The sequence below is a fragment of the Pseudoalteromonas mucoides genome (genome assembly GCF_049257175.1).
In the GTDB taxonomy this organism is placed as follows: Bacteria; Pseudomonadota; Gammaproteobacteria; order Enterobacterales; family Alteromonadaceae; genus Pseudoalteromonas.
In genome coordinates, this window is sequence record NZ_JBMMUC010000013.1 from 71,523 (window position 1) to 92,894 (window position 21,372).

General features: G+C 41.4%; 17 protein-coding genes. 8 read left to right on the forward strand and 9 right to left on the reverse strand.

Annotated elements, in window-relative coordinates:
- The first annotated feature begins 112 nt into the window (after positions 1–112).
- Both rraA and AAEU30_RS14810 read left to right on the forward strand, forming a co-directional pair.
- Positions 113–610 carry a ribonuclease E activity regulator RraA gene (rraA, locus tag AAEU30_RS14805; protein ID WP_087532660.1) on the forward strand — a complete coding sequence of 166 codons (498 nt, stop codon included), beginning with the start codon at positions 113–115 and terminating at the stop codon, positions 608–610.
- A complete protein-coding gene (locus tag AAEU30_RS14810; protein ID WP_421961143.1) occupies positions 611–1,669 on the forward strand; it encodes a formimidoylglutamase in 1,059 nt (352 codons plus the stop codon). It begins immediately after the preceding gene.
- On the opposite strand, the gene AAEU30_RS14815 is transcribed toward AAEU30_RS14810, so the two are convergent.
- Positions 1,666–3,324 carry an EAL domain-containing protein gene (locus tag AAEU30_RS14815; protein WP_421961144.1) on the reverse strand — a complete coding sequence of 553 codons (1,659 nt, stop codon included), beginning with the start codon at positions 3,322–3,324 and terminating at the stop codon, positions 1,666–1,668. The two genes, AAEU30_RS14810 and AAEU30_RS14815, sit on opposite strands and share 4 nt — an antisense overlap.
- 130 nt (positions 3,325–3,454) lie before the next feature.
- On the reverse strand, positions 3,455–4,702 hold the full coding sequence (hutI, locus tag AAEU30_RS14820) for an imidazolonepropionase (RefSeq protein ID WP_421961145.1): 1,248 nt from the start codon (positions 4,700–4,702) through the stop codon (positions 3,455–3,457).
- A gap of 110 nt (positions 4,703–4,812) precedes the next feature.
- Between hutI and hutC the strand changes: the two genes are divergently transcribed.
- From hutC to hutH, 3 genes are all read left to right on the forward strand, one after another.
- On the forward strand, positions 4,813–5,529 hold the full coding sequence (gene hutC, locus AAEU30_RS14825; protein WP_421961146.1) for a histidine utilization transcriptional repressor HutC: 717 nt from the start codon (positions 4,813–4,815) through the stop codon (positions 5,527–5,529).
- Positions 5,530–5,604: 75 nt separating this feature from the next.
- Complete coding sequence (gene hutU / locus AAEU30_RS14830) at positions 5,605–7,278, forward strand: urocanate hydratase (RefSeq protein ID WP_421961147.1); 1,674 nt, start codon at positions 5,605–5,607, stop codon at positions 7,276–7,278.
- 2 nt (positions 7,279–7,280) lie between these two features.
- Positions 7,281–8,813: a histidine ammonia-lyase gene (gene hutH, locus AAEU30_RS14835; RefSeq protein ID WP_421961148.1), complete on the forward strand. Its 1,533-nt coding sequence runs from the start codon at positions 7,281–7,283 to the stop codon at positions 8,811–8,813.
- Between the two features lie 16 nt (positions 8,814–8,829).
- Here hutH and AAEU30_RS14840 read toward each other — a convergent pair whose 3' ends face one another.
- The gene (locus AAEU30_RS14840) at positions 8,830–9,600 is read right to left on the reverse strand and encodes an NAD-dependent epimerase/dehydratase family protein (protein ID WP_421961149.1); all 771 of its coding nucleotides are present in this window, start codon (positions 9,598–9,600) and stop codon (positions 8,830–8,832) included.
- A gap of 129 nt (positions 9,601–9,729) precedes the next feature.
- Between AAEU30_RS14840 and AAEU30_RS14845 the strand changes: the two genes are divergently transcribed.
- Both AAEU30_RS14845 and hemN read left to right on the forward strand, forming a co-directional pair.
- A complete protein-coding gene (locus tag AAEU30_RS14845) occupies positions 9,730–11,757 on the forward strand; it encodes a methyl-accepting chemotaxis protein (protein ID WP_421961150.1) in 2,028 nt (675 codons plus the stop codon).
- Positions 11,758–11,867: 110 nt separating this feature from the next.
- On the forward strand, positions 11,868–13,241 hold the full coding sequence (gene hemN / locus AAEU30_RS14850; RefSeq protein ID WP_421961151.1) for an oxygen-independent coproporphyrinogen III oxidase: 1,374 nt from the start codon (positions 11,868–11,870) through the stop codon (positions 13,239–13,241).
- A 46-nt stretch (positions 13,242–13,287) separates the two neighbouring features.
- On the opposite strand, the gene AAEU30_RS14855 is transcribed toward hemN, so the two are convergent.
- From AAEU30_RS14855 to AAEU30_RS14865, 3 genes are all read right to left on the reverse strand, one after another.
- On the reverse strand, positions 13,288–13,803 hold the full coding sequence (locus AAEU30_RS14855) for a DUF2489 domain-containing protein (protein ID WP_087532669.1): 516 nt from the start codon (positions 13,801–13,803) through the stop codon (positions 13,288–13,290).
- Positions 13,800–14,393, reverse strand: a complete 594-nt coding sequence (yihI, locus tag AAEU30_RS14860) for a Der GTPase-activating protein YihI (RefSeq protein WP_421961152.1) — start codon at positions 14,391–14,393, stop codon at positions 13,800–13,802. Before yihI ends, AAEU30_RS14855 begins: the two co-directional genes overlap by 4 nt.
- Positions 14,394–15,129: 736 nt before the next feature.
- The gene (locus AAEU30_RS14865) at positions 15,130–15,762 is read right to left on the reverse strand and encodes a c-type cytochrome (protein WP_087532671.1); all 633 of its coding nucleotides are present in this window, start codon (positions 15,760–15,762) and stop codon (positions 15,130–15,132) included.
- Between the two features lie 282 nt (positions 15,763–16,044).
- On the opposite strand from AAEU30_RS14865, the gene yihA reads away from it, so the two are divergent.
- On the forward strand, positions 16,045–16,701 hold the full coding sequence (yihA, locus tag AAEU30_RS14870; protein ID WP_421961153.1) for a ribosome biogenesis GTP-binding protein YihA/YsxC: 657 nt from the start codon (positions 16,045–16,047) through the stop codon (positions 16,699–16,701).
- Positions 16,702–16,707: 6 nt separating this feature from the next.
- On the opposite strand, the gene AAEU30_RS14875 is transcribed toward yihA, so the two are convergent.
- The 3 genes from AAEU30_RS14875 to polA all read right to left on the reverse strand — a co-directional run bounded on the left by AAEU30_RS14875 (position 16,708) and on the right by polA (position 20,951).
- Positions 16,708–17,226: a DUF1285 domain-containing protein gene (locus AAEU30_RS14875; RefSeq protein ID WP_421961154.1), complete on the reverse strand. Its 519-nt coding sequence runs from the start codon at positions 17,224–17,226 to the stop codon at positions 16,708–16,710.
- On the reverse strand, positions 17,226–17,813 hold the full coding sequence (locus AAEU30_RS14880; protein WP_421961155.1) for a YceI family protein: 588 nt from the start codon (positions 17,811–17,813) through the stop codon (positions 17,226–17,228). Before AAEU30_RS14880 ends, AAEU30_RS14875 begins: the two co-directional genes overlap by 1 nt.
- Before the next feature lie 402 nt (positions 17,814–18,215).
- Positions 18,216–20,951, reverse strand: a complete 2,736-nt coding sequence (polA, locus tag AAEU30_RS14885; protein WP_421961156.1) for a DNA polymerase I — start codon at positions 20,949–20,951, stop codon at positions 18,216–18,218.
- Positions 20,952–21,372 lie beyond the last annotated feature (421 nt).

The following is a 21,372-nucleotide window of genomic DNA, read 5'->3' on the forward strand; positions in this document are numbered from 1 at the left end:
AAGCCCTTTTTTGCATAAAAAGAGCACAATTAACTATCATTAAGTCGTTGTTATTGCGTTTAAGAGGGGTATACTGAAGACTAGCTCTTATATCTTTTAGAAGGATAGAAAAATGGATTACAGCACCTCAGATTTATGCGATCACTTTGCCGACGTGGTCGATGTGCTCGAACCTATGTTTATTAACTTTGGTGGTCGTCACAGTTTTGGTGGCCGTATCAAAACCGTTAAATGTTTTGAAAATAATGAACTGATCAGGGAGATCCTTAGCGAAGATGGTGATGAGTGTGTTTTACTCATTGATGGCGGTGGTTCAACTCGCCGTGCACTGATTGATATTGAGCTGGCTGAATTAGCCATAGAAAATAATTGGCAAGGCATTGTTGTTTACGGTGCAGTACGCCACGTAGACGAACTTGAAGAACTCGACTTTGGCATTCAAGCGATCGCCTCTATTCCTGTTGCGGCAGATAGCCAAGGTGCTGGTGAAGATGGTATTGGGGTTAATTTTGCCGGTGTTTCATTTTTTGATGATGATTACATCTACGCAGACAGCACGGGTATCGTGTTATCAGCTGAAGAGCTAGAATTGGAAATTGTTGAAGAATAAATGTCCGAATACCTACATATTTACGATGAAGCGACTGTTAAACCTTGGTGTAGCAGTCGTTTAAATGAAAAGAAAGCATGGCAGTCTATTGCTCTATTAGACACCCAAGTAGACCCTCTACAAGCCATGCAAGATGCTGCACAGTTTGGTATTAAATACGTTTTACTTGGCATCTGTGAAGACATTGGCCCCAGAGCAAACCTTGGTAATGGCGGAGCAAGCGATGGCTGGCACGCGTTTATTAAGCGCTTTTTAAATCAGTCAAATAATCAATTTTTAGCAAACGAAAAAGTATTATTGCTTGGCGAAGTGGATGTTGCAGATATTACCGCAGCCGCAGCTGATTTAGATATTCAGAACCCAGCTCAACTTAACCAATTACGTGATTATTGCGCCCAATTAGACACCCGTGTTGAGTACGTTTTAAATTTAATTTTTAGCGCCGGCCTTGAGCCAATAATAATAGGCGGCGGCCATAACAATTGCTTAGGAATTATTCGTGCCTTAAGCAAACATAAAAAGCAGTCTATCAACGCTATTAATTTTGACCCTCATGCCGATTTTCGTGACTGTGAAGGCCGTCATTCTGGCAATGGCTTTCGTTATGCATACAACGAGCAGCACCTGCATGATTATCATGTAATTGGATTGCACGAACTAAAAAATAATCAAGCGATTATTGATGCATTAGCTGAGGCTAAGTTTGGCTATGATAGCTACCAAGCACTGCAAGTAAGGCGTGAAAAATCACTCACTGAAGCATGCCAGCAAGCACTTGATAAATTAAGTGATACGCCTTTAGGTGTCGAGGTTGATTTAGACAGTATTTCATTAATGCCAGTTAGCGCATATACCAATTGCGGATTCAGCGTCAGTGATGCAGAGCATTTTGTTTATTTAGCCGCAAAGCAAGCTAATAGCCAATATTTACACCTTTGTGAAGCGGCGCCAAACCAACACCCTAGTGGTTTAAATGCAGGGTTGAATGATGCAGGGCAAATAATTACCGCGCTGGTTAATGCTTACCTGCAAGCTAAAGAAAGTACAATGGCAAGTTAGCTGTGCTCGATTTGCCATTGCTTTAACCAAGAAATCATACCGACACTACTCAATGGGTGGCTAAAATAATAACCTTGGGCTGCGAACGCATTGAGGTTATTAACAAAGCTTAACTGCTCTTTAGTTTCAACCCCCTCACAAATCACTTTACTATTTTGCTGATTATGCATTTCAACCATGCCAGCGATTAAGCTTCTTATATGTCCTTGCTGGCTAAAGTCTGCGGTAAGCGAAGGTGATACTTTTACATACTCAACAGCTAAGTTAGGTAACTTAGCCAACCACACAGGACTATCGCCTAAGCCGTCGACACACATTTTAACCCCTTTACTATTAAGCCTTGCAACCATTGCTTTGCCTTGCTCATCTAAATTCATAAAGACCTCAAGCGGGCATTCTATGATTAAATCTCCTGGTAATAATTGATGTTCTAAAAACACCTGATCAATAAAAATAATAAACTCTTCATTAAGCATTTCAGAGCCAAATACATTAATACTCAAAGGCATTTTAATGCCTTCCATTCGCAATGCCATTACCAATTCAGCGGCTCTTTCAATAACAAATTTTGCTAAAGGATAAGCTAGTCCTGCAATACGAATGTCTTCAATAAATCGGCTGGCAGATAAAATCCCCTGTTTTGGATGCTGCCAACGCAGTAACAACTCCAAAAACTCGATGTCTTCATCATGATTACGAATAACAGGTTGAAAATACAACTCCAACTCGCTAGAAAAGTTAATATTGGCCAGCTCTTTTAATCGAGCTTGCTGCTCTAATTGCTCAACCATCATTTGTTGATGAAATGCTATGACCTGTTTAGTAGGTTGGCTATCGAGTGCTAAATACCCGTACGAGATTAAACTATCAAAACCACTGCCTTGTTCATCACAATTTACATAGCTTGCCCGTGCGGTTACTTCGACGGTGCAATTAGCCACATTGAAAGGTTTTAGCGTTGCCCCTAGAATTTGACTAATAAGTTTTTCGTGAAGATGTTTTTGGTCATCTAAGCTGCAAATAAACGCAAAGTTTAATCCGCCTAAATGCGCTAACTTTTGCTGCGCTGATATTTTAATAACGTCTTCGATAGCTAATAACTGTTTTGCTCTACTTGCCGATTGCGCCAATAGTAAATCACCGAAGTCTCGACCTATATGCTGGTTTACAGCAGCAAAACCTTCTAAGCGAATAATAACGAGTGCGCCATCATGCTCACCACCTTGACGCCAATCATAATAGGCTTGCCTTAATTTAGCGCGATCTGGCAATTCAGATAATGGCGATGAAACTAACGGTTCATCTGGGCTAACTTTATTTAGGTTGTAAGCTACAACCTGTTCGTCTTCGAAAAAATAGCCTGAGCTTGCTAATATCAGTGTTGCAAGCACCACCCAATGACTTGGAATAGCTAACAACAGATGCGCAGCAAAACAAATTGTAAAAACCAGCGCAGCTGCAAAGCTTATGCTCAGCATAGTCCAGTTGTTTTGTTTAAACGTTTGCCACAAATGCAGGGCAATCATCAAGGCGAGTAATAATTCAAGGTAGGCGTAATGAAAGCTCAATAATGCTAGTGCAACAAAGGCGTTGGCTATATAACTTAAGCGTAGCATTGGGTGCCTTACAACACATAAGGCACATATCATCGACATCAGTATCGCCCCACTTAGAAAAATGGGGATCTGAGAGTTATTTAAAAAAGAGCTTCCTGCTATTTGTGTCAGTCCTGTAGTTGTTAATAGCGCAAGTAAAGTCATCAAATAAGTACAGCAAAAAAATAGACTAGTTAAGTCTACCTAATATCCACAGATTTAACAGTTTATTTACACCTAATTGGTAGCTTAATTGCGCTGGATGTGAGATCTGCCAGTGTGCGATGTCTGCTCTCATACCCACTTTGAGCACACCTCGATCAGATAAACCCAGTGCCTTAGCTGCATTTCGAGTTACACCAGCTAAGGTTTCTGTGGGAGTTAACCTAAATAATGTGCATCCCATATTCATCATTAATTGCAAAGAGCACAATGGCGATGTTCCCGGATTAAAGTCTGTCGATATCGCAATGGGCACATCATGCTGCTTTAATAAATCTATTGGTGGTTGTTTAGTTTCGCGTAAAAAGTAAAACGCGCCAGGTAATAGCACGGCAACCGTGTCAGCAGCAGCCATTGCTTTCACACCAGATTCATCTAAGTACTCTATATGATCGGCTGAAAGTCCTTTAAACTCAGCCACCAGCTCTGCACCTTGCTGATTTGATAATTGCTCTGCATGGCATTTTACGGGTAAGTTATGTTTTTTAGCTGCAGCGAATACACGACGGGTTTGCTCATTGCTAAAGCCGACATTTTCGCAAAATACATCAACCGCATCGGCTAAATTGGCAGAAACAACTTGCTCTAACATGTCATTACACACCAAATCTATGTATTCATCACTACGACCTTTATACTCTGGTGGTAATGCATGTGCGCCTAAAAATGTGGTCTTTACGTCAACAGGGTGGTTTTCTCCCAGCAGTCGAGCAACTTCGAGTATTTTTACTTCATTTTCGCAATCGAGCCCGTAGCCCGATTTTATCTCTACCGTAGTCACACCTTCAGCATAAAGCGCATTTAACCTGTCTTTGGCTAGTACAAATAGCGCTTCATGATCGGCTTCACGTGTGGCTCGCACAGTACTGGCAATTCCGCCTCCTTGAGCAGCTATTTGCTCATAGCTAACGCCTTGTAGTCGCTGTTCAAATTCTTCGGCCCGAGAACCCGCAAATACTAAATGGGTGTGACAGTCAATTAAACCTGGCGTTAACCACTGCCCTTTTGCTGAAAGCATCGGTGTCGAAAAAGCATCAAATTTTGGTAGCTCGCTTTGCTTTCCAAGCCACACTATATGACCATCTTTAATCGCTAAGGCCGCATTTTCAATAGCACCATATGCAGAGTCGATACTGCTATCCATGGTGGCAATATTGGCGTCGGTTATTAATAAATCCCACTCACAAGATAAACTGTCTAATGTTGAATTACTCATCACGGCCCTTAAAAAGTTTTTTATTAGTTTAACAACCCATCTTGTATATACAAGCTTATTATGCCATCTTATAAATAATATAAAATTAATACACAGTGTAATTTAAACTAATGACGACTCCTAAGTTCGCACAAATTAAGCAATTCATTGTTGATAATATTCGTAGTGGCGCTTGGCTTGAAAACCAACGTGTTCCTTCTGAAAATGAATTGACCGAGCAATTTAGCGTCAGCCGAATGACTGCCCGCCGCGCTTTAAGTGAATTAACCGAAGCCGGTATTTTAACCCGCAGCCAAGGGCTTGGTACATTTGTAGCAAGCTTTAAGTCACAATCGTCATTGCTTGAAATTAAAAATATAGCTGATGAAGTTAAAGCCCGAAATGGTAATTACAGCTGTACGGTATTGGTATTAGAGTCAATTAACGCACTCGCCCCTATTGCAATTGCATTAGGGGTTGAGGTCAATAGCGTGGTTTATCGCAGCGTTTTAGTACACAACGAAAATGAACTACCACTGCAAGTAGAAGAGCGGTTTGTAAACCCAGCGCTGGCAAGTAACTATCTACAGCAAGATTTTACAGCTCTGACACCACACGAATATTTATCCAGCGTGGCACCATTAACCGAAGCGCGCCATACCGTCGAAGCAGTAATGCCTAACAGCGAAATGTGCCAATGGTTAAACCTCTATCATGAAGAGCCATGCTTACAGGTTATACGTCGAACATGGTCATCAGCGGGCATTGTGAGTTTTGCACGCCTAGTATCACCTGGCAGCAAATACCGTTTAGGTGGTCACTTAACGTTTAAAAATAACAAAAAGTAATTAAATATCATAAAGATGCGCTTAAATGCGTATTTTTTGTAACTAACAAGCTTGTATATACAACAGGAGCACACTATGAATAACAGACTCGATGAATCGCGTGTTATACGCGCACCTCACGGTGATAAAATTAGTGCTAAAAGCTGGCTCACAGAAGCGGCTAAACGTATGTTAATGAATAACCTTGACCCTGAGGTTGCAGAGCATCCACATGCATTAGTTGTCTATGGCGGCATTGGCCGTGCAGCACGCGACTGGCCTTGTTTTGATAAAATCATCGAAACCTTAGATAGACTCGAAGATGATGAAACATTACTTGTGCAATCGGGTAAACCTGTTGGTGTATTTAAAACACATAGCAACGCGCCGCGAGTACTCATTGCGAACTCAAATCTAGTACCGCACTGGGCAAACTGGGAGCATTTTAACGAGCTCGATAAATTAGGTTTGATGATGTACGGGCAGATGACGGCTGGCTCTTGGATTTATATTGGCTCACAGGGCATAGTACAAGGTACTTATGAAACCTTTGTTGCTATGGCAAAACAGCACTTTGCTGGCGATGCTAAAGGTAAATGGGTGTTAACCGGTGGCTTAGGTGGTATGGGCGGCGCACAACCACTTGCTGCAACTATGGCTGGTTTTAGTGCTTTAGTCGTTGAGTGCGATGAAAGTCGCATCGATTTTCGTATTAAGACTCGCTACGTTGATGTTAAAGCGACAGACTTAGATCATGCTTTAACTCTGATTAATGATGCCTGCGCTAAAGGCGAAGCACTTTCGGTGGGTTTATTGGGTAATGCTGCCGATATTTTTAGTGAGCTAGTTGAACGTAATATCACCCCAGATGTAGTAACCGACCAAACGTCTGCTCATGACCCACTAAATGGTTATTTGCCACAAGGCTGGACGATGGAGCAGGCTGAAAAAATGCGTGAGCAAGACGCGGCTGCTGTTGTAAAAGCTGCTAAGCAGTCTATGGCTGTGCAAGTTAAAGCCATGCTAGCATTGCAACAAGCAGGTGCAGCAACCACTGACTACGGCAATAATATTCGTCAAATGGCGTTTGAAGAAGGCGTAGAGAATGCGTTTGATTTTCCAGGTTTTGTACCAGCGTATATTCGCCCATTATTTTGTGAAGGCATTGGTCCATTCCGCTGGGTAGCGCTTTCTGGTGATCCTGAAGATATTTATAAAACCGATGCTAAGGTCAAAGAGCTTATTCCTGATGACAAGCACTTACACAACTGGTTAGATATGGCCCGCGAACGTATTCAGTTCCAAGGTTTACCGGCACGTATCTGCTGGGTTGGCTTAAAAGACCGCGCGCGTCTAGCATTAGCATTTAATGAAATGGTTAAAAACGGCGAGTTAAAAGCACCTGTTGTGATTGGTCGTGATCACTTAGATTCTGGCTCTGTAGCTAGTCCTAATCGCGAAACTGAAGCCATGAAGGATGGCTCTGACGCGGTATCAGATTGGCCATTACTTAACGCATTATTAAACACCGCTGGCGGTGCTACTTGGGTGTCGTTACATCACGGTGGTGGTGTAGGCATGGGCTTTAGCCAACACTCAGGAGTAGTTATTGTTGCAGACGGTACTGATGAAGCGGCTGCACGTGTAGGACGAGTACTTTGGAATGACCCTGCCACAGGCGTAATGCGCCATGCGGATGCAGGTTATGATATCGCAGTTAATTGCGCCAATGAACAAGGTCTAGACCTACCAATGCTAAAGAAGGATTAATCATGTTTGAATATACACTCACACCCGGACAACTTGATTTAGCAACTTTGCGCCAAATAAATCAATCGCCAGTAACATTAACACTCGCCAAAGACAGCGACATCAAAATTGCTGCCAGTGCGCAAACAGTACAAGACGTAATTGATCAGCAGCGTACAGTTTATGGCATAAATACTGGTTTTGGTTTATTAGCAAATACAAAAATTGCCGAACACGAACTTGAGCTATTACAACGCTCAATTGTACTCTCTCATGCCGCTGGTATTGGTGAGTATATGGATGACAGTACAGTTCGCTTGATGATGGTGTTAAAAATCAACTCATTATCACGTGGTTTTTCTGGTATTCGCTTAAAAGTCATTGAGTTTTTTATCCAGCTACTCGCTGCACAAGTCTACCCTTGTGTGCCAAAAAAAGGCTCTGTTGGCGCCTCGGGTGATTTAGCGCCGCTATCGCACATGTGTCTACCTCTGTTGGGTGAAGGCGAAATGCGTCACCAAGGGCAAGTGATTAAAGCCAGTGAAGGTCTAAAAATTGCAGGTCTTGAGCCTCTCACTTTAGCGGCCAAAGAAGGGCTGGCTCTTTTAAATGGCACGCAAGCATCGACCGCATTTGCCTTACAAGGCTTATTCCGCACTGAAAATTTGTATGCACAAAGTTGCGCAATTGGCTCAATGAGCATTGAAGCTGCAATGGGTAGCCGCTCACCGTTTGACGCACGTATTCATGACGTTCGTGGCCAACGTGGACAAATTGATTCAGCGGCAGTATTTCGTGACATACTTGGCAAACAATCACAAATCAGTGAAGCCCATGTTGATTGTGAAAAAGTGCAAGACCCTTATTGTTTACGCTGTCAGCCGCAAGTGCTTGGCGCTTGCTTAACCCAAATTCGTCAAGCTGCTGAAGTACTGTTGTGTGAGTCTAACGGTGTTACCGATAACCCGTTAGTATTTGCTGATGTTGGCGATATTATCTCTGGCGGTAACTTTCATGCAGAGCCTGTTGCAATGGCTGCGGATAATCTAGCCCTAGCGATAGCCGAAATCGGCGCATTGGCTGAGCGACGTATTGCCTTACTAATTGACTCAAACCTGTCAAAGCTCCCGCCTTTTTTAGTTGAAAATGGCGGTGTTAACTCTGGCTTTATGATTGCACAAGTAACGGCAGCCGCATTGGCTTCTGAAAATAAATCACTCGCACACCCAGCATCCGTAGATAGCTTACCGACCTCAGCAAACCAAGAAGATCATGTATCAATGGCCACATTTGCTGCGCGTCGCTTAAGCGAAATGGCCGATAACACTCAAGGCGTGCTCGCCGTTGAATGGTTAGCATCAGCCCAGGGCCTTGATTTTAGAGCACCACTTAAAGCATCGGCTAAAGTTGAACAAGCAAAAGCAACCTTGCGCGAAAAAGTGAGCTACTACGATAAAGACCGCTATTTTGGTCCTGATATCGAATCCGCTAATACATTATTGGCGCAAGGTGTACTGTGTAACTTATTGCCTAGTGATGTTCTACCATCGTGCTAGACAGCTTAAGGCTTATTTAAATATCAAACTGATAGTTAAAACCAAGTGATTCGATTGCCGAGCCATTAATAATGCGCTCGGCTTTTACATCACTGGTGAATGTAGGTGCTGGTGTACCGTATTGCGCACATTTTTGTTTATAGTAATCAGCTTTACTTGGGTGTGCAGGGTTAGCCACATTATAAATAGGTGCTGCCGTTTGCCACTGTTCAAGTACGGTCACAATTGCATTTACAACATCTTGCTGATGCACCATATTCACAACTTGTTGACTAGAACTGTTTAATTGCTTACCAGCTACAAACCGTCCTGGCTCTCGCCCTGGCCCGACTAATCCAGCAAGGCGCAATACTTTACCTCCAGCATTTAACACACTTTGCTCGGCATCGATTAATCTTTGTTGGCGCTCACCTGAAGCAGTAATATCACTTGCTTCATCATAAATATTTGCACTGGGGTCGTACACGCCTGTGGATGAGCACAACAAAAAACCCTGTGCATTCATTGCTTTTGCTAATCTTAAGCTGCGCTCTAAAGTCGCCTGATAGTTACTTTCAGGTTGTCGGCTGCGTGGTGGCATCGCACACACCCACCATGCATTTTCTAAATCCAGCTGATGAATTAATTGCCCATTTTGTAAAACAAACTGCCTTAAAAATTCTTCTTGATGCTCTGCACTTCGATGCGTTCCTTGAACTTGCCAATTATGCTGTAGCCTATTTAAGCATAAAGCCTGACCTAGCCAGCCCGCCCCTAAAACGATTAATTTTCGTTCGAATTTTCCCATAAAGTAACAAGACCCTTACGATTTTATAAAAAATGCTGCATTTGCCTTACCCCATAATATGGCGATTAAGACTAAGATATGATTATATAGATACGCCTACTCTACTAAATAACAAGAAAGTGTGCACTCATGCTTAAAAATCTATCATTGCGAAAAAAAATATTATTGTTAATTGGAGGGACAATTAGTGTTTTACTAATTATTGCCTCAGCCTACTTTGTCAATCATATCGCCTCGCTATCGCGACAAGGTATTGAGCGCGAAGCTCATAGCTATCTACAAAGCGAACAACTTTCAATGCAAGGCTACTTTGCTAAATACGGTAAATTAGTCAGCACCTTTGTGACAAACCCACACTTAGTGAACTGGTTTGATGCCTGGGATCAACGAGATCAACCGCTTGAAGGTGCACCTGGGTATAACGAAGTCGATCAAGACTTTGTCCGCATCAGTAGCAGTGATGAAAATGTTTTATCAGCATTTTTTGCCTCAGCAAAAACTGGCGAATACTTTAAAGAGCATGAACGTACAACTCATTATAATGGCCAACCTTATTATGCCTATAAGCGTGGCTGGTGGCAGGACGCCCTAAAACTAAACCGTCTTTATGTTGGGCCTATCTCAGTTGATTTGACCACAGGGAACGCCTCTGCGGTTGTGCAACAGCCTGTATATAACAAACAACGTGAACTTATCGGCTTTGGTGGTGTTGATTTACAGCTCAACAAAATCAATAAAATGGTTGAAGACATTCGCTTTAATGGTCAAGGTTACGGATTTTTACTTGATGGCGATCAAAAAGTTGTTCATCTATCTAACCGTACCAACCACAAACTGTCGGTTACTGACGAAGGCCCCAATGGTAAAGAAGGCCTAGAGCAATTAGAAAAACAGTTCAGTAATACCAGCGGCTTTAGCCAATTAAACCGTGAAATGAAGAGCAACACCCGTGGTGATGCTAGTGTTACTCTGCAAGGGCAAGAGTATTTTGTTGTTTATGACCGCTTACAGCTAGAAGAGCCCTACCTAAACTGGTATGTGGGTATTTTAGTACCCCGTTCGATGATTGATGAGCCAGTGAATCAAGCGGTCACCACGACCACGACTTCTGTTGTAATTATTCTTTTGATCATTATTGCAATGATCATGTGGGCAACTCATATGATAGCCCAACCAATTACCACTCTAACTCACATTATGCGCGACATTGCCTCGGGTGATGGTGACTTAACACAAAAGATCACTATTGATAGTAAAGATGAAGTGGGACAATTAGCTCATCACATGAATACCTTTATTGATAAACTTCGCGCTATGATGTTAGACACAGCAGCACAGGCTGAGCAACTGACCAATGCAGCAGCGCAGTTAAAATCGGTATCGCAGAAAACCAATGATGAGATCCAGCAAGAGAAACAACAAGTTGATAGCGTGAGTGCGGCAGTAACTGAAATGGCCACCACAGTAATGGAGATTTCACGTAATGCGCAGCACACCAATAGCGCCGCAGAAGAAGTACAAAGCATAACTGCGGATGGCGCTACTCGCTCGCAGAACGCCCAAAGTGTGATGACAGCACTGGCTGAGCATATTGGTGAGGCGTCTACGGTGGTTGCTGGCTTAGAGCAAGAAAGTGGCAACATTGGTGCTGTTGTTGATGTAATCAATTCAATTGCAGATCAAACAAACCTACTTGCACTTAATGCCGCAATAGAAGCAGCACGAGCCGGTGAACAAGGCCGAGGCTTTGCTGTAGTAGCCGATGAAGTACGTTCACTTGCTAGTCGCACCCAAGAATCTACCGATGATATTCGTAACATGATCTCGCGTTTACAACAAATTGCTCAAAAAGCATCGATCATGATGCAACAAGGTCAAGAGCGCGCGCAAGGCTCCGTTACACAAACACAAGAAGTACTCGATGCGCTGAAGAACATAGCCAATGCGGTAACAAGTGTTCAAGATCAAAGCCATCAAATAGCGACCTCTACTGAGCAGCAAACTGTCGTCGCGGAAGATATAAATAGCAGTTTGTCGGCTATTAATCACTTAGTGAACAGCACCGCGGATCATGCATTAGAGCTTGCCGATGAAGCACGTGATTTGAATGAGCTTGCCAGTTCACTAAATAGCACAGTCAATCAATTTAAGCTTTAACGCTTATAAAAATAAAAAGAGTGCCTTGTGCACTCTTTTTTTGTTGTAGATCAATAACGCTTTGTTGCAACTTTTTATAATGACGCAAACTTTATATAAAGGTGCGCGTGATGATTAATTTACCCAAGTGGGATCAAAGCTTAATAAACAAATACAATGTATCGGGGCCACGGTATACCTCCTATCCAACAGCTTTATCGTTTAATGAAGGCTACCAGCAAAATGACCTTATTGATGCAGTAAAATCATCGTCAACTAACAGCCTCTCTTTATATATTCACATTCCGTTTTGTAGTCAACTTTGCTATTACTGCGGCTGTAACAAAGTCATTACTCGCCATCAGTCAAAGGCCGATCTTTACCTGGATTACTTAGAAAAAGAGATCATTGCACAGTCACAACTGTTTAATCATTATCAAGTTGAGCAACTGCATTTAGGCGGTGGTACACCCACTTTTTTAACTGCAGCTCAAATGGCACGCCTGATCGGCTTACTTGAACTGCATTTTCAATTTAGTCCTGATGCAGAGCGCGGTATTGAAATTGATCCTCGCTCGCTTGCTGATGGCATGCTTAATCATTTACGCTTTTTAGGCTTTAATCGGGTATCATTTGGGATTCAAGATTTTAACGATGAGGTACAACTTGCCGTTAATCGTCCGCAATGTGCAGATGCAGTAAAAAGCTTGATCAGTGAAGCTCGTGAGCTTGGCTTCAACTCAATCAATGCTGATATGATTTATGGCTTGCCTTTGCAAACACCACACAGCTTTAAAGAAACCATTGAGCAATTAATAGCGCTCGCCCCAGATAGAGTCTCTGTATTTAACTATGCCCATTTACCTGAGCGTTTTGCTGCACAACGAAAAATAAAAGATGCTGACCTACCTAGCGCCCACGATAAACTCACTATGTTCAAAAACACCCTTGAACAAATGAACGAAGCGGGTTATCAGTTCATCGGCATGGACCACTTTGCAAAAGCCGATAATGAGCTGGCTGTGGCACAAAATGAGCAACAGTTACACCGTAACTTTCAAGGTTATACCACCCACGGCAACTGCGACTTACTAGGCTTGGGTGTATCGTCAATCTCACAAATTGGCACATCTATTTTGCAAAACCAAAAAGAGTTAAAGCACTACTACCATGCAATCGACAACAATGTGGGTAGTGCTATTTGTAAAGGAATGAAGTTAAACCAAGATGATGTAATTCGTGCTGATGTAATCAAGCAGTTAATTTGTCACTTTGAGCTTGATATGCAACATGTAGCCACTAAATTCCAGCTAGATTTTCAGCGCTACTTTGCTGATTCGTTAACTGCGTTAGCACCACTGCAGAGTGACGGCTTAGTAAAAATAGAAAATGGTATTATTCGTGTGACAGCACGAGGGAATTTATTTATTCGTATAATCTGTATGTGTTTTGACGCCCACCTACTAAAGCAAATAAACGCAACACGATTTTCTCGGGTAATTTAACAGGGGACTTAGCAGGTAATAAAAAAGCAGGCTAGGCCTGCTTTTTCTAATTGAATACTACATTTTCACTGCCGGGGGCAGCTTGAAATTCTTCAATAATTTTTTTGCAGTCTGCTTTTATTTGCTCTGCATGTTCTTCTTCTGCGCGCCAACGAGCTGTATCTTGCTTAAAAATCTCTTTTTTCGAGTATTTTTTGCGGGCTTCGTGGGTTGGCATTTCTTTTACCACTTCGTACATAGCAAAAATACCCGGATAACGAAGTGTTAAGTCACCTTCATCGGCAAAACTATATTGCGACATCAACACCCAAATTCGTAAGCTCCCTTCAGAAAACTCACATTGCTCTTGCTCCATGGCGCGAGCAATTAAATGAATGCTATCAGCAAGCTTAGCATTACGCTCTAAGCGCGACTTAGCAAGCTTTTGTTGTTGCTTAGCTTGCTCCTTAGCGATTAGTTTATTTTGCGCTCTGAGCTTATACAGCAGCTGCCCTGCGTAGAATGCAAGACCAGCGATGATCACAGCGCCCACACACAGAGCTAAGATCATCATCGTCATTATTTATCATCCTCGTCGTCATCTAACCATTCGTTGGCTAAATCATTCGACAGGTATTGATCAAAGTCGCTGTTGCCTTGCTCTTCATATTCCTCATCGTCAAAGTCATCTTCTGGCTCATCTTCAATACCTAAGATTTCGCACAGCACTTGGTGACGATCTATGCGGCTATTAAAGTACTTAGCATCTTTACCAGTTAACATTTCACCTTTTTCATGACGCTCAACTAATTTTAATAAACGCTCATCATTTTCTAAGGCTTCAAGCTCTTGCTCTGGTGATAATTCTGGTTCAGTCACTTTTTTCAGTTCAACCTGAGGCTTTAGGTTGCGTTTTAATTCAACCACTGGCTCAGGTGCTTTAGCAACTAAAGGCACTGGCTTTTTACTGCCTACACGCTTATCTTTATTTTGCGAGTTGCTACTTTTTGTCTCCGGCTGCAGTTCATCTACAGCATTACGAGAGCCCGGTTTTGCACCCTTATGCTTTTTAACGCGCTGCTCTTTTAAAGCACGCATTTCCTGAAGCTTATCTTTACTTAAACGAACAGGGCCGTTAGACGGTATTTTACGTGATTTTTTCTTTCTACTCATATCTTGATCATCTCACTTAAGAGGTTTTGAACAACACACATTATGGCGTTGCAGTGCTGGCCTTGCCAGAAGAATTCGGTTTGTGCGGAAATGAGGTTGGGTTACTCGACTACTAGCGCACTATTTCGCGTGCTATTGTAACAGGACAAATAAAAAGGCGGTAGAGAAAACATCTCTACCGCCTACTAATCTGAGCGCCATAAATCTGGACACTTCTCCCTTCGACTTTTTAGTCTTTATTATTTTTATTATTATTGCTGTTCCATTTTGTTATTGTTTTTATCTTCCGTGTACCATTCCATTTTTTTATTATTATCAAACTTCCATGAGTTTTTATTATTTTCGGTCTTCAATGACACTTTTTTAGTATTTCCTTTGTAGCATCAACTGATGCCAATCCCAATATGCCGCTAATTACTATCCCTATAGTTCTATCCATTTTGTTTTTATTGTTTTTTGCGACAGGGGTTAATTTACGCATTAATAATTTTGTTACAACTAATTTATATATTTTTTCTTACAGGATACAAGTAACAACAAAACAAAAACAATAAATAACAACAACCTACAATTATAAAATAAATAAAAATAGGAATTTTCCTACACCACGACATGGGCAATGTCTTACAAGAGAGTGAGCTAAAGCGACGAATTTTAAACAAAAAAAAGCAGCTTGCGCTGCTTTTTTATTCAACTCTGTAATATAATACTAGCTCTAAGGCTAATCTATACAACTTTAGTGTAAACCACCTAAGTACTTAGACAGTACTTCAATATCTTTATCTGTTAATTTCTTCGCTACATCTTGCATCATACCGTTTAAGTCATTATTACGGCCACCATCGCGGAACTTTTCAAGTTGCGACTTGATATAACCTGGATGTTGGAAAGAAATCTTCGGGAACTTAGCTAAAGACGAACCATTACCGCGAGGGCCATGGCACGATGCACATGATGGAATACCACGCTCTGCATCACCGGCTTTAAATAACATCGCACCAACTTCTGCAACATCTTTAGGTGTTGCACCCTCAGACATATTAAGAGATGCAAAGTAAGCAGCTAAGTCTTTCATATCCTGATCGTTAAGCGGCATAGCCATACCACTCATCACGGGATCCATACGACCTTCTTTGCCCCCAGAAGTCATACCTAGTTTGAATTCTGTAAGCTGTTTATAAATATAGTCTGCGTGTTGACCTGCAATCTTTGGGTAGATATTAACCGGCGCATTACCGTCTGGGCCGTGACAAGCCGCACACGTTGCTGATTTTTCTTTACCTGCGTTTACATCGCCATCAAATGCTGTTGCGTTGCTTGCTGACAACGCACCAAGCAATATAGTTAAAGATAGTGCTATTTTTTTCATGGTGAATTCTCTGTTTCCGACCCTGTATCATCTACAATATGGATGTTGCGATTTATATATTCTACACGATAATAAATTCTCTGGCACGTTTTCTACTCATATTAAACTTATAAATTATAGGGTTTTGACCTAGATTAAGCTTTGTTCATATGGTTTTAGTTAATTTAAGGTGCTTTAGTTACCTTAAATACGCTTTTTAATGTGTTGGTAATAGTATAAAATACGCGCCCTGAGTAAACATGGTTTACTCTTTATTCATTATTATTGTACTTAGGAAAGCCCGTGCTTAAATCTCGTATCAAATACAACACTGCGTCGTTCGTTACCAGCGCTCCAGATATCACTAAATTACCTGATGATACGGGAATTGAAGTTGCATTTGCTGGTCGTTCTAATGCTGGTAAATCAAGTGCGCTAAATGCACTTACTGATCAAAAACTTGCCCGTACAAGTAAAACACCTGGGCGAACACAGCTTATCAATACGTTTGAATTAGCAAACGTTGATAATATGCGTTTAATAGATTTACCAGGTTACGGTTTCGCTAAAGTGCCAATCGAAATGAAGAAGAAATGGCAAAAGTCGCTCGGTGAATACCTACAAAAACGTCAAAGCTTAAAAGGCATCGTGGTGTTAATGGATATCCGCCACCCCTTAAAAGACTTAGATTTAGACTTAATTAATTGGGCAATTGGCAGTGAAATCCCTGTTTTAGCACTATTAACTAAAGCCGATAAGCTCAAGCAAGGTGCACGCAAAGCACAAGTACTTCAAGTTCGTCGTGAGTTAAGCAATTTGGAAGGTGATATTACCGTTCATGCGTTTTCATCACTTAAAGGAACGGGTTTACCTGAGCTGGCGAAAAAACTTGATGAATGGTACTTAGGCCCAATCGTTGCAGTACCGCCTACAGAGCAAACGCCTGAATCAGACGCTTAATAGCTGTTATAAATAAAACCGCTGCGTTGCAGATTGAACAAAATAGCCTTGCTCATCAGCTTGAGCTATTTGTTCAGCCCACTGATAAAACACATTTCGTGCAACTCTAGCGCTACAACCATGAGGTAATTGTAAGTAAGGTATTGCTGTTCCTTGATAGTCTTGCATGTACAAAAACTGCTTTTTCGTTACTAACCACACCCGATCAATATTATCGATACAACACAGTACGTCGCCTTGTGCTGTTTGCTCATAACGCCAACTAACTATAACAAATGGTGCGTCCGCAACGGTGATCGCTATTTTCTCTACTGGCGTTTTTAAATAATACGTATCTTGTTCTTTGCATAATACTGACGCAAACAACTTAACCATAGCGATACGAGATATTTCACTACCTTGATAATGCCATTTGCCGTTGTTATCAATAACAATTGGCAACGTACCACACTCGGTAGGTTGCCACTGTTCAAAGGGTTTACTTGGCTGTGACAAACTCGCCGCCAGCTCAGAAACCGATAACATTACTTATCTTTGCTCAATGTCAGCGAATAACTAACAGGCACAGCCGTCGCAATAGCTGATAATCCAGCTAATTTTTGTAATTGCGCAATACCACCTGTCACTGCAAAATCGGCTGCGTTAATAATAATAGGCGATACAGATGACACAGTTACGTCACCTTCTGGCGACATATTAGCAAGCACATCAGTGGTGATTTCTTTTGTTTCACCATGAAAAGATAGCTGTGCCTTTATACCTTTTAAAACATGCTGGCCTGGGATAATGGTCGTTAAGTATTTGCTTAAATCAGCAGTTAACGTAGCCGCAGGAAACTTAACCGTTTCAAATAATAACTTCGTCATACGTTCATTGCGGATAGGGATCATTGTTTCAACAGATGACAAGTCAATATCGACTTTAAACATACCCTGCTCAGTTAGACTCCCTGACAACGCCTTAAAATGATGCACTTCAGCAACACTGTTATTTTTAATCGAAACAAAGCTCACCTTGCTTTGATCATTATTTAACTGCCAATCAGCAAACGCTACATTGCTTGCTAATAAACTTGCTAACGAAAAACCTAAAACAGCGATTGATTTAATCACGACGCGATCCTTTCAAAATGAAAATGAGATTCAATGGTATCACCTCAACTGTGAAGTGCAATAAATAGAAGTAGGCTCAAGTTAGGTTGTTTTTTAAGGTAACAGAAGAAAAAACGGCCCAACAAATAAATGCTGGGCCGGTATAGCAAACTGGGGAGAAGCTATCAATAAGTTGCACCCTTTCGAGTGCATCATCAACAGGATGTCCTACAGGATGAGGACGGCGCGGACTTTACCAAAATCAGTCCTAAAAATAAATTAAAAACCCTCTATTTTGGTTCGATTTAATGAACAAATAACGCTTGAACACATATTGTTCGATAAATTTACCTTTTCGTTACAATAAAAGCACCCTCGGGCGCTTTTATCTTAATATGATGTATTAACCTAAGCTTTAGCGCATTAGTGCGCTTGCTCCCAGTTATCACCGGTGTCAGCTTCAACAATTAGCGGTACATCTAATTGAGCAGCCTGTGACATTAACTGACAAATTTCTGCGGTATATTGCTTTGCACAATCCGCTTTGATCTCAAAGACTAATTCATCGTGTACTTGCATCAGTAATTTAACGGTATCAGGCGCTTGCTCAGCGACCCACTTATGCACTGTAAGCATGGCCTTTTTAATAATATCTGCTGCAGTACCTTGCATTGGTGCATTGATAGCTGCACGTTCTGCACCTTTGCGCCGTGCGCCATTTCGCGCGTTGATCTCAGGCAGGTGTAAACGTCGCCCAAAAATAGTTTCAACGTAGCCGTTTTCTGCAGCTTTTTCGCGAGTTGATTCCATATAATCTAAAACACCAGGGAAACGCTCAAAGTACTTATCAATATAATGTTGTGCTTCATGGCGTGGCACATCAAGTTGACGTGCTAAGCCAAATGCCGACATACCATAAATTAAACCAAAGTTAACTGCTTTAGCCTTACGGCGCATATCGGTGGTTACATCTTCTAACTCAACCCCAAAGACTTCTGCGGCTGTTGCACTGTGTACATCTAGGCCATTAGCAAAGGCATTTAGTAAGCCCTTATCTTGTGATAAATGCGCCATAATTCGCAGTTCAATTTGGCTGTAATCGGCAGCAACAATTTTATAGCCATCTGCTGCGACAAATGCTTCACGAATGCGACGTCCTTCTTCTGAACGGATCGGGATATTCTGTAAGTTAGGATCGGTTGAACTTAAGCGTCCTGTTGCCGTTACCGCTTGGTGATAAGAGGTATGCACACGGTTAGTTTGCTCATTAACCATTAATGGTAGTTTATCGGTATAAGTTGATTTAAGCTTTGATAACCCACGATGTTCAATAATTACTTTTGGTAGCGGGTAGTCATGCGCAAGCTCTTGAAGTACTTCTTCTGCTGTAGATGGCGCGCCTTTTGGTGTTTTTTTAATAACAGGTAACTCAAGCTTTTCAAACAATAAAACTTGCAACTGTTTTGGTGAACTTAAGTTAAATGGTTCGCCGGCAATCTCGAAGGCTTCTTTTTCAAGCTCAAGTAGACGCTCACCTAAACGTTGGCTGTGCGCAGCCAACATTTTACTGTCAATCGCAACACCAGTGCGTTCAATATCTGATATAACACTAACAAGCGGTAGTTCTATTTCTTCAAATACTGATTTTAGTTTTTCGTCGGCCTCAATTTTTGGCCATAATACTTGGTGTAAACGCAGCGTAATATCTGCATCTTCCGCGGCATATGGCGCGGCTTTATCCAGCTCAATTTGGTTAAAGGTTAATTGCTTTTTGCCTTTACCGGCAATCTCTTCAAAGCTAATGTTCTTATGACCTAAATACTTCAGTGCCAGCGAGTCCATGTCATGGCGAGTACCCACACTGTTAAACACGTACGACTCCAGCATAGTGTCAAACTTAATACCCTTTAACTCAAAACCCGCATTAGCTAATACGCTTTTATCGTATTTAAGGTTTTGCCCGACTTTGGCTTTATTTTCATCAGCCAAGATAGGACCAATTTTAGCCATTACTGTATCTAAACTTAACTGCTCTGGAGCACCAGGATAATCATGGGCCACTGGTAAATAAACTGCTTCTCCGGCTTTTACCGCAAAGCTCATACCAACCAATTGCGCTTGCATGTAATCTAGGCTGGTTGTTTCTGTATCAAAGGCAAATAATTGGGCTGCGTTTAATTGCTCAACTAATGTGTCGAGTTGCTGCTCAGTTAAAATGGTTTCGTAGTGCGCATCATCCACTTTAGGTAATTCGTTTGCTTCACTTGGCACTGCAAGATGAGTATCTGTATCTTTAGGGTTATCTAATAATTCGGCTAACCAACGACGAAACTCACATTCACCATATAATGCAATTAACTCGTCTTTATTTGGCTCTTGTAATTTAAATGTATCAAGATCAGATTCAACGTCAACATCACATTTTATAGTTGCCAATTCATAGCTCAGTGGTAAATGATCTATTGCGGCAGCTAGCTTTTCGCCGATTTTACCCTTGATTTCACTGGCATGATCTAACACACCTTGTAATGATCCATACTTTTGTAGCCACTTAACCGCAGTTTTTGGGCCACAACCGTCTACACCTGGAATATTATCGACTTTATCACCCATTAACGCTAAGTAATCGATAATTAGCTCTGGGCCAACACCAAATTTCTCAACAACTGTTACGGGATCTGAAATGCTATCAGTCATGGTATTGATCAAAGTAACATGTTCGTTTACTAGCTGAGCCATGTCTTTATCACCGGTAGATACTAATACATGGCGCTTTTGCTCAGTTGCGATACGTGAAAAAGTGCCTATTACATCATCAGCTTCAACACCTTCAATACTGATCAGCGGAAATCCCATCGCTTTAATAATGTCATGTAATGGCGCTATTTGTGTACGCAGATCATCCGGCATAGGAGGACGATTCGCTTTATATTCGCTATACATATCATTTCTGAATGTTTTACCTTTAGCATCAAACACCACCACCATATGAGATGGATCATACTGTTTGATCAAGCTTTTTAGCATGTTGACCACACCGTAAATAGCACCAGTTGCTTCACCCTTAGAGTTAGTTAAGTGTGGTGGCGAATGGTATGCACGAAATAAGTATGAAGAGCCATCAACTAAGATAAGTGGATTTTCGGGGATCTGAGCCATGATGTAATTGGATCCTAAATGAGATAAAACGAAATAACTATAAGCATGCCACAAGGACACACATAAAACGACTTGAATTAGATTTTGTTTGAGAGGGTAAAACAAGAGCAAGCTGTGGATAACTTTGTAGATAACAAACACAGTTAATTCTTCCAAAGTAGCAAAAAGCACTTAGAAAAACTATAACCAGTTGATTTATATAAAAAGATAATACGGCGTTCTTTTTTTATTTTTATTAGGCCAATGTGGAAAAGCAATTTTATTACTTTACTTTCCTTGTAATTGTCTTATATGACCCTACTTATTTTCAACCTACTAAACGGTTATTTTTTACCCTTCTAAATAACCGGACGAGCATTCTACCATAATGGATCAAAGATCATAGTGATCCTTTATAATTTTTTCCTCTTTAGTGACTTTA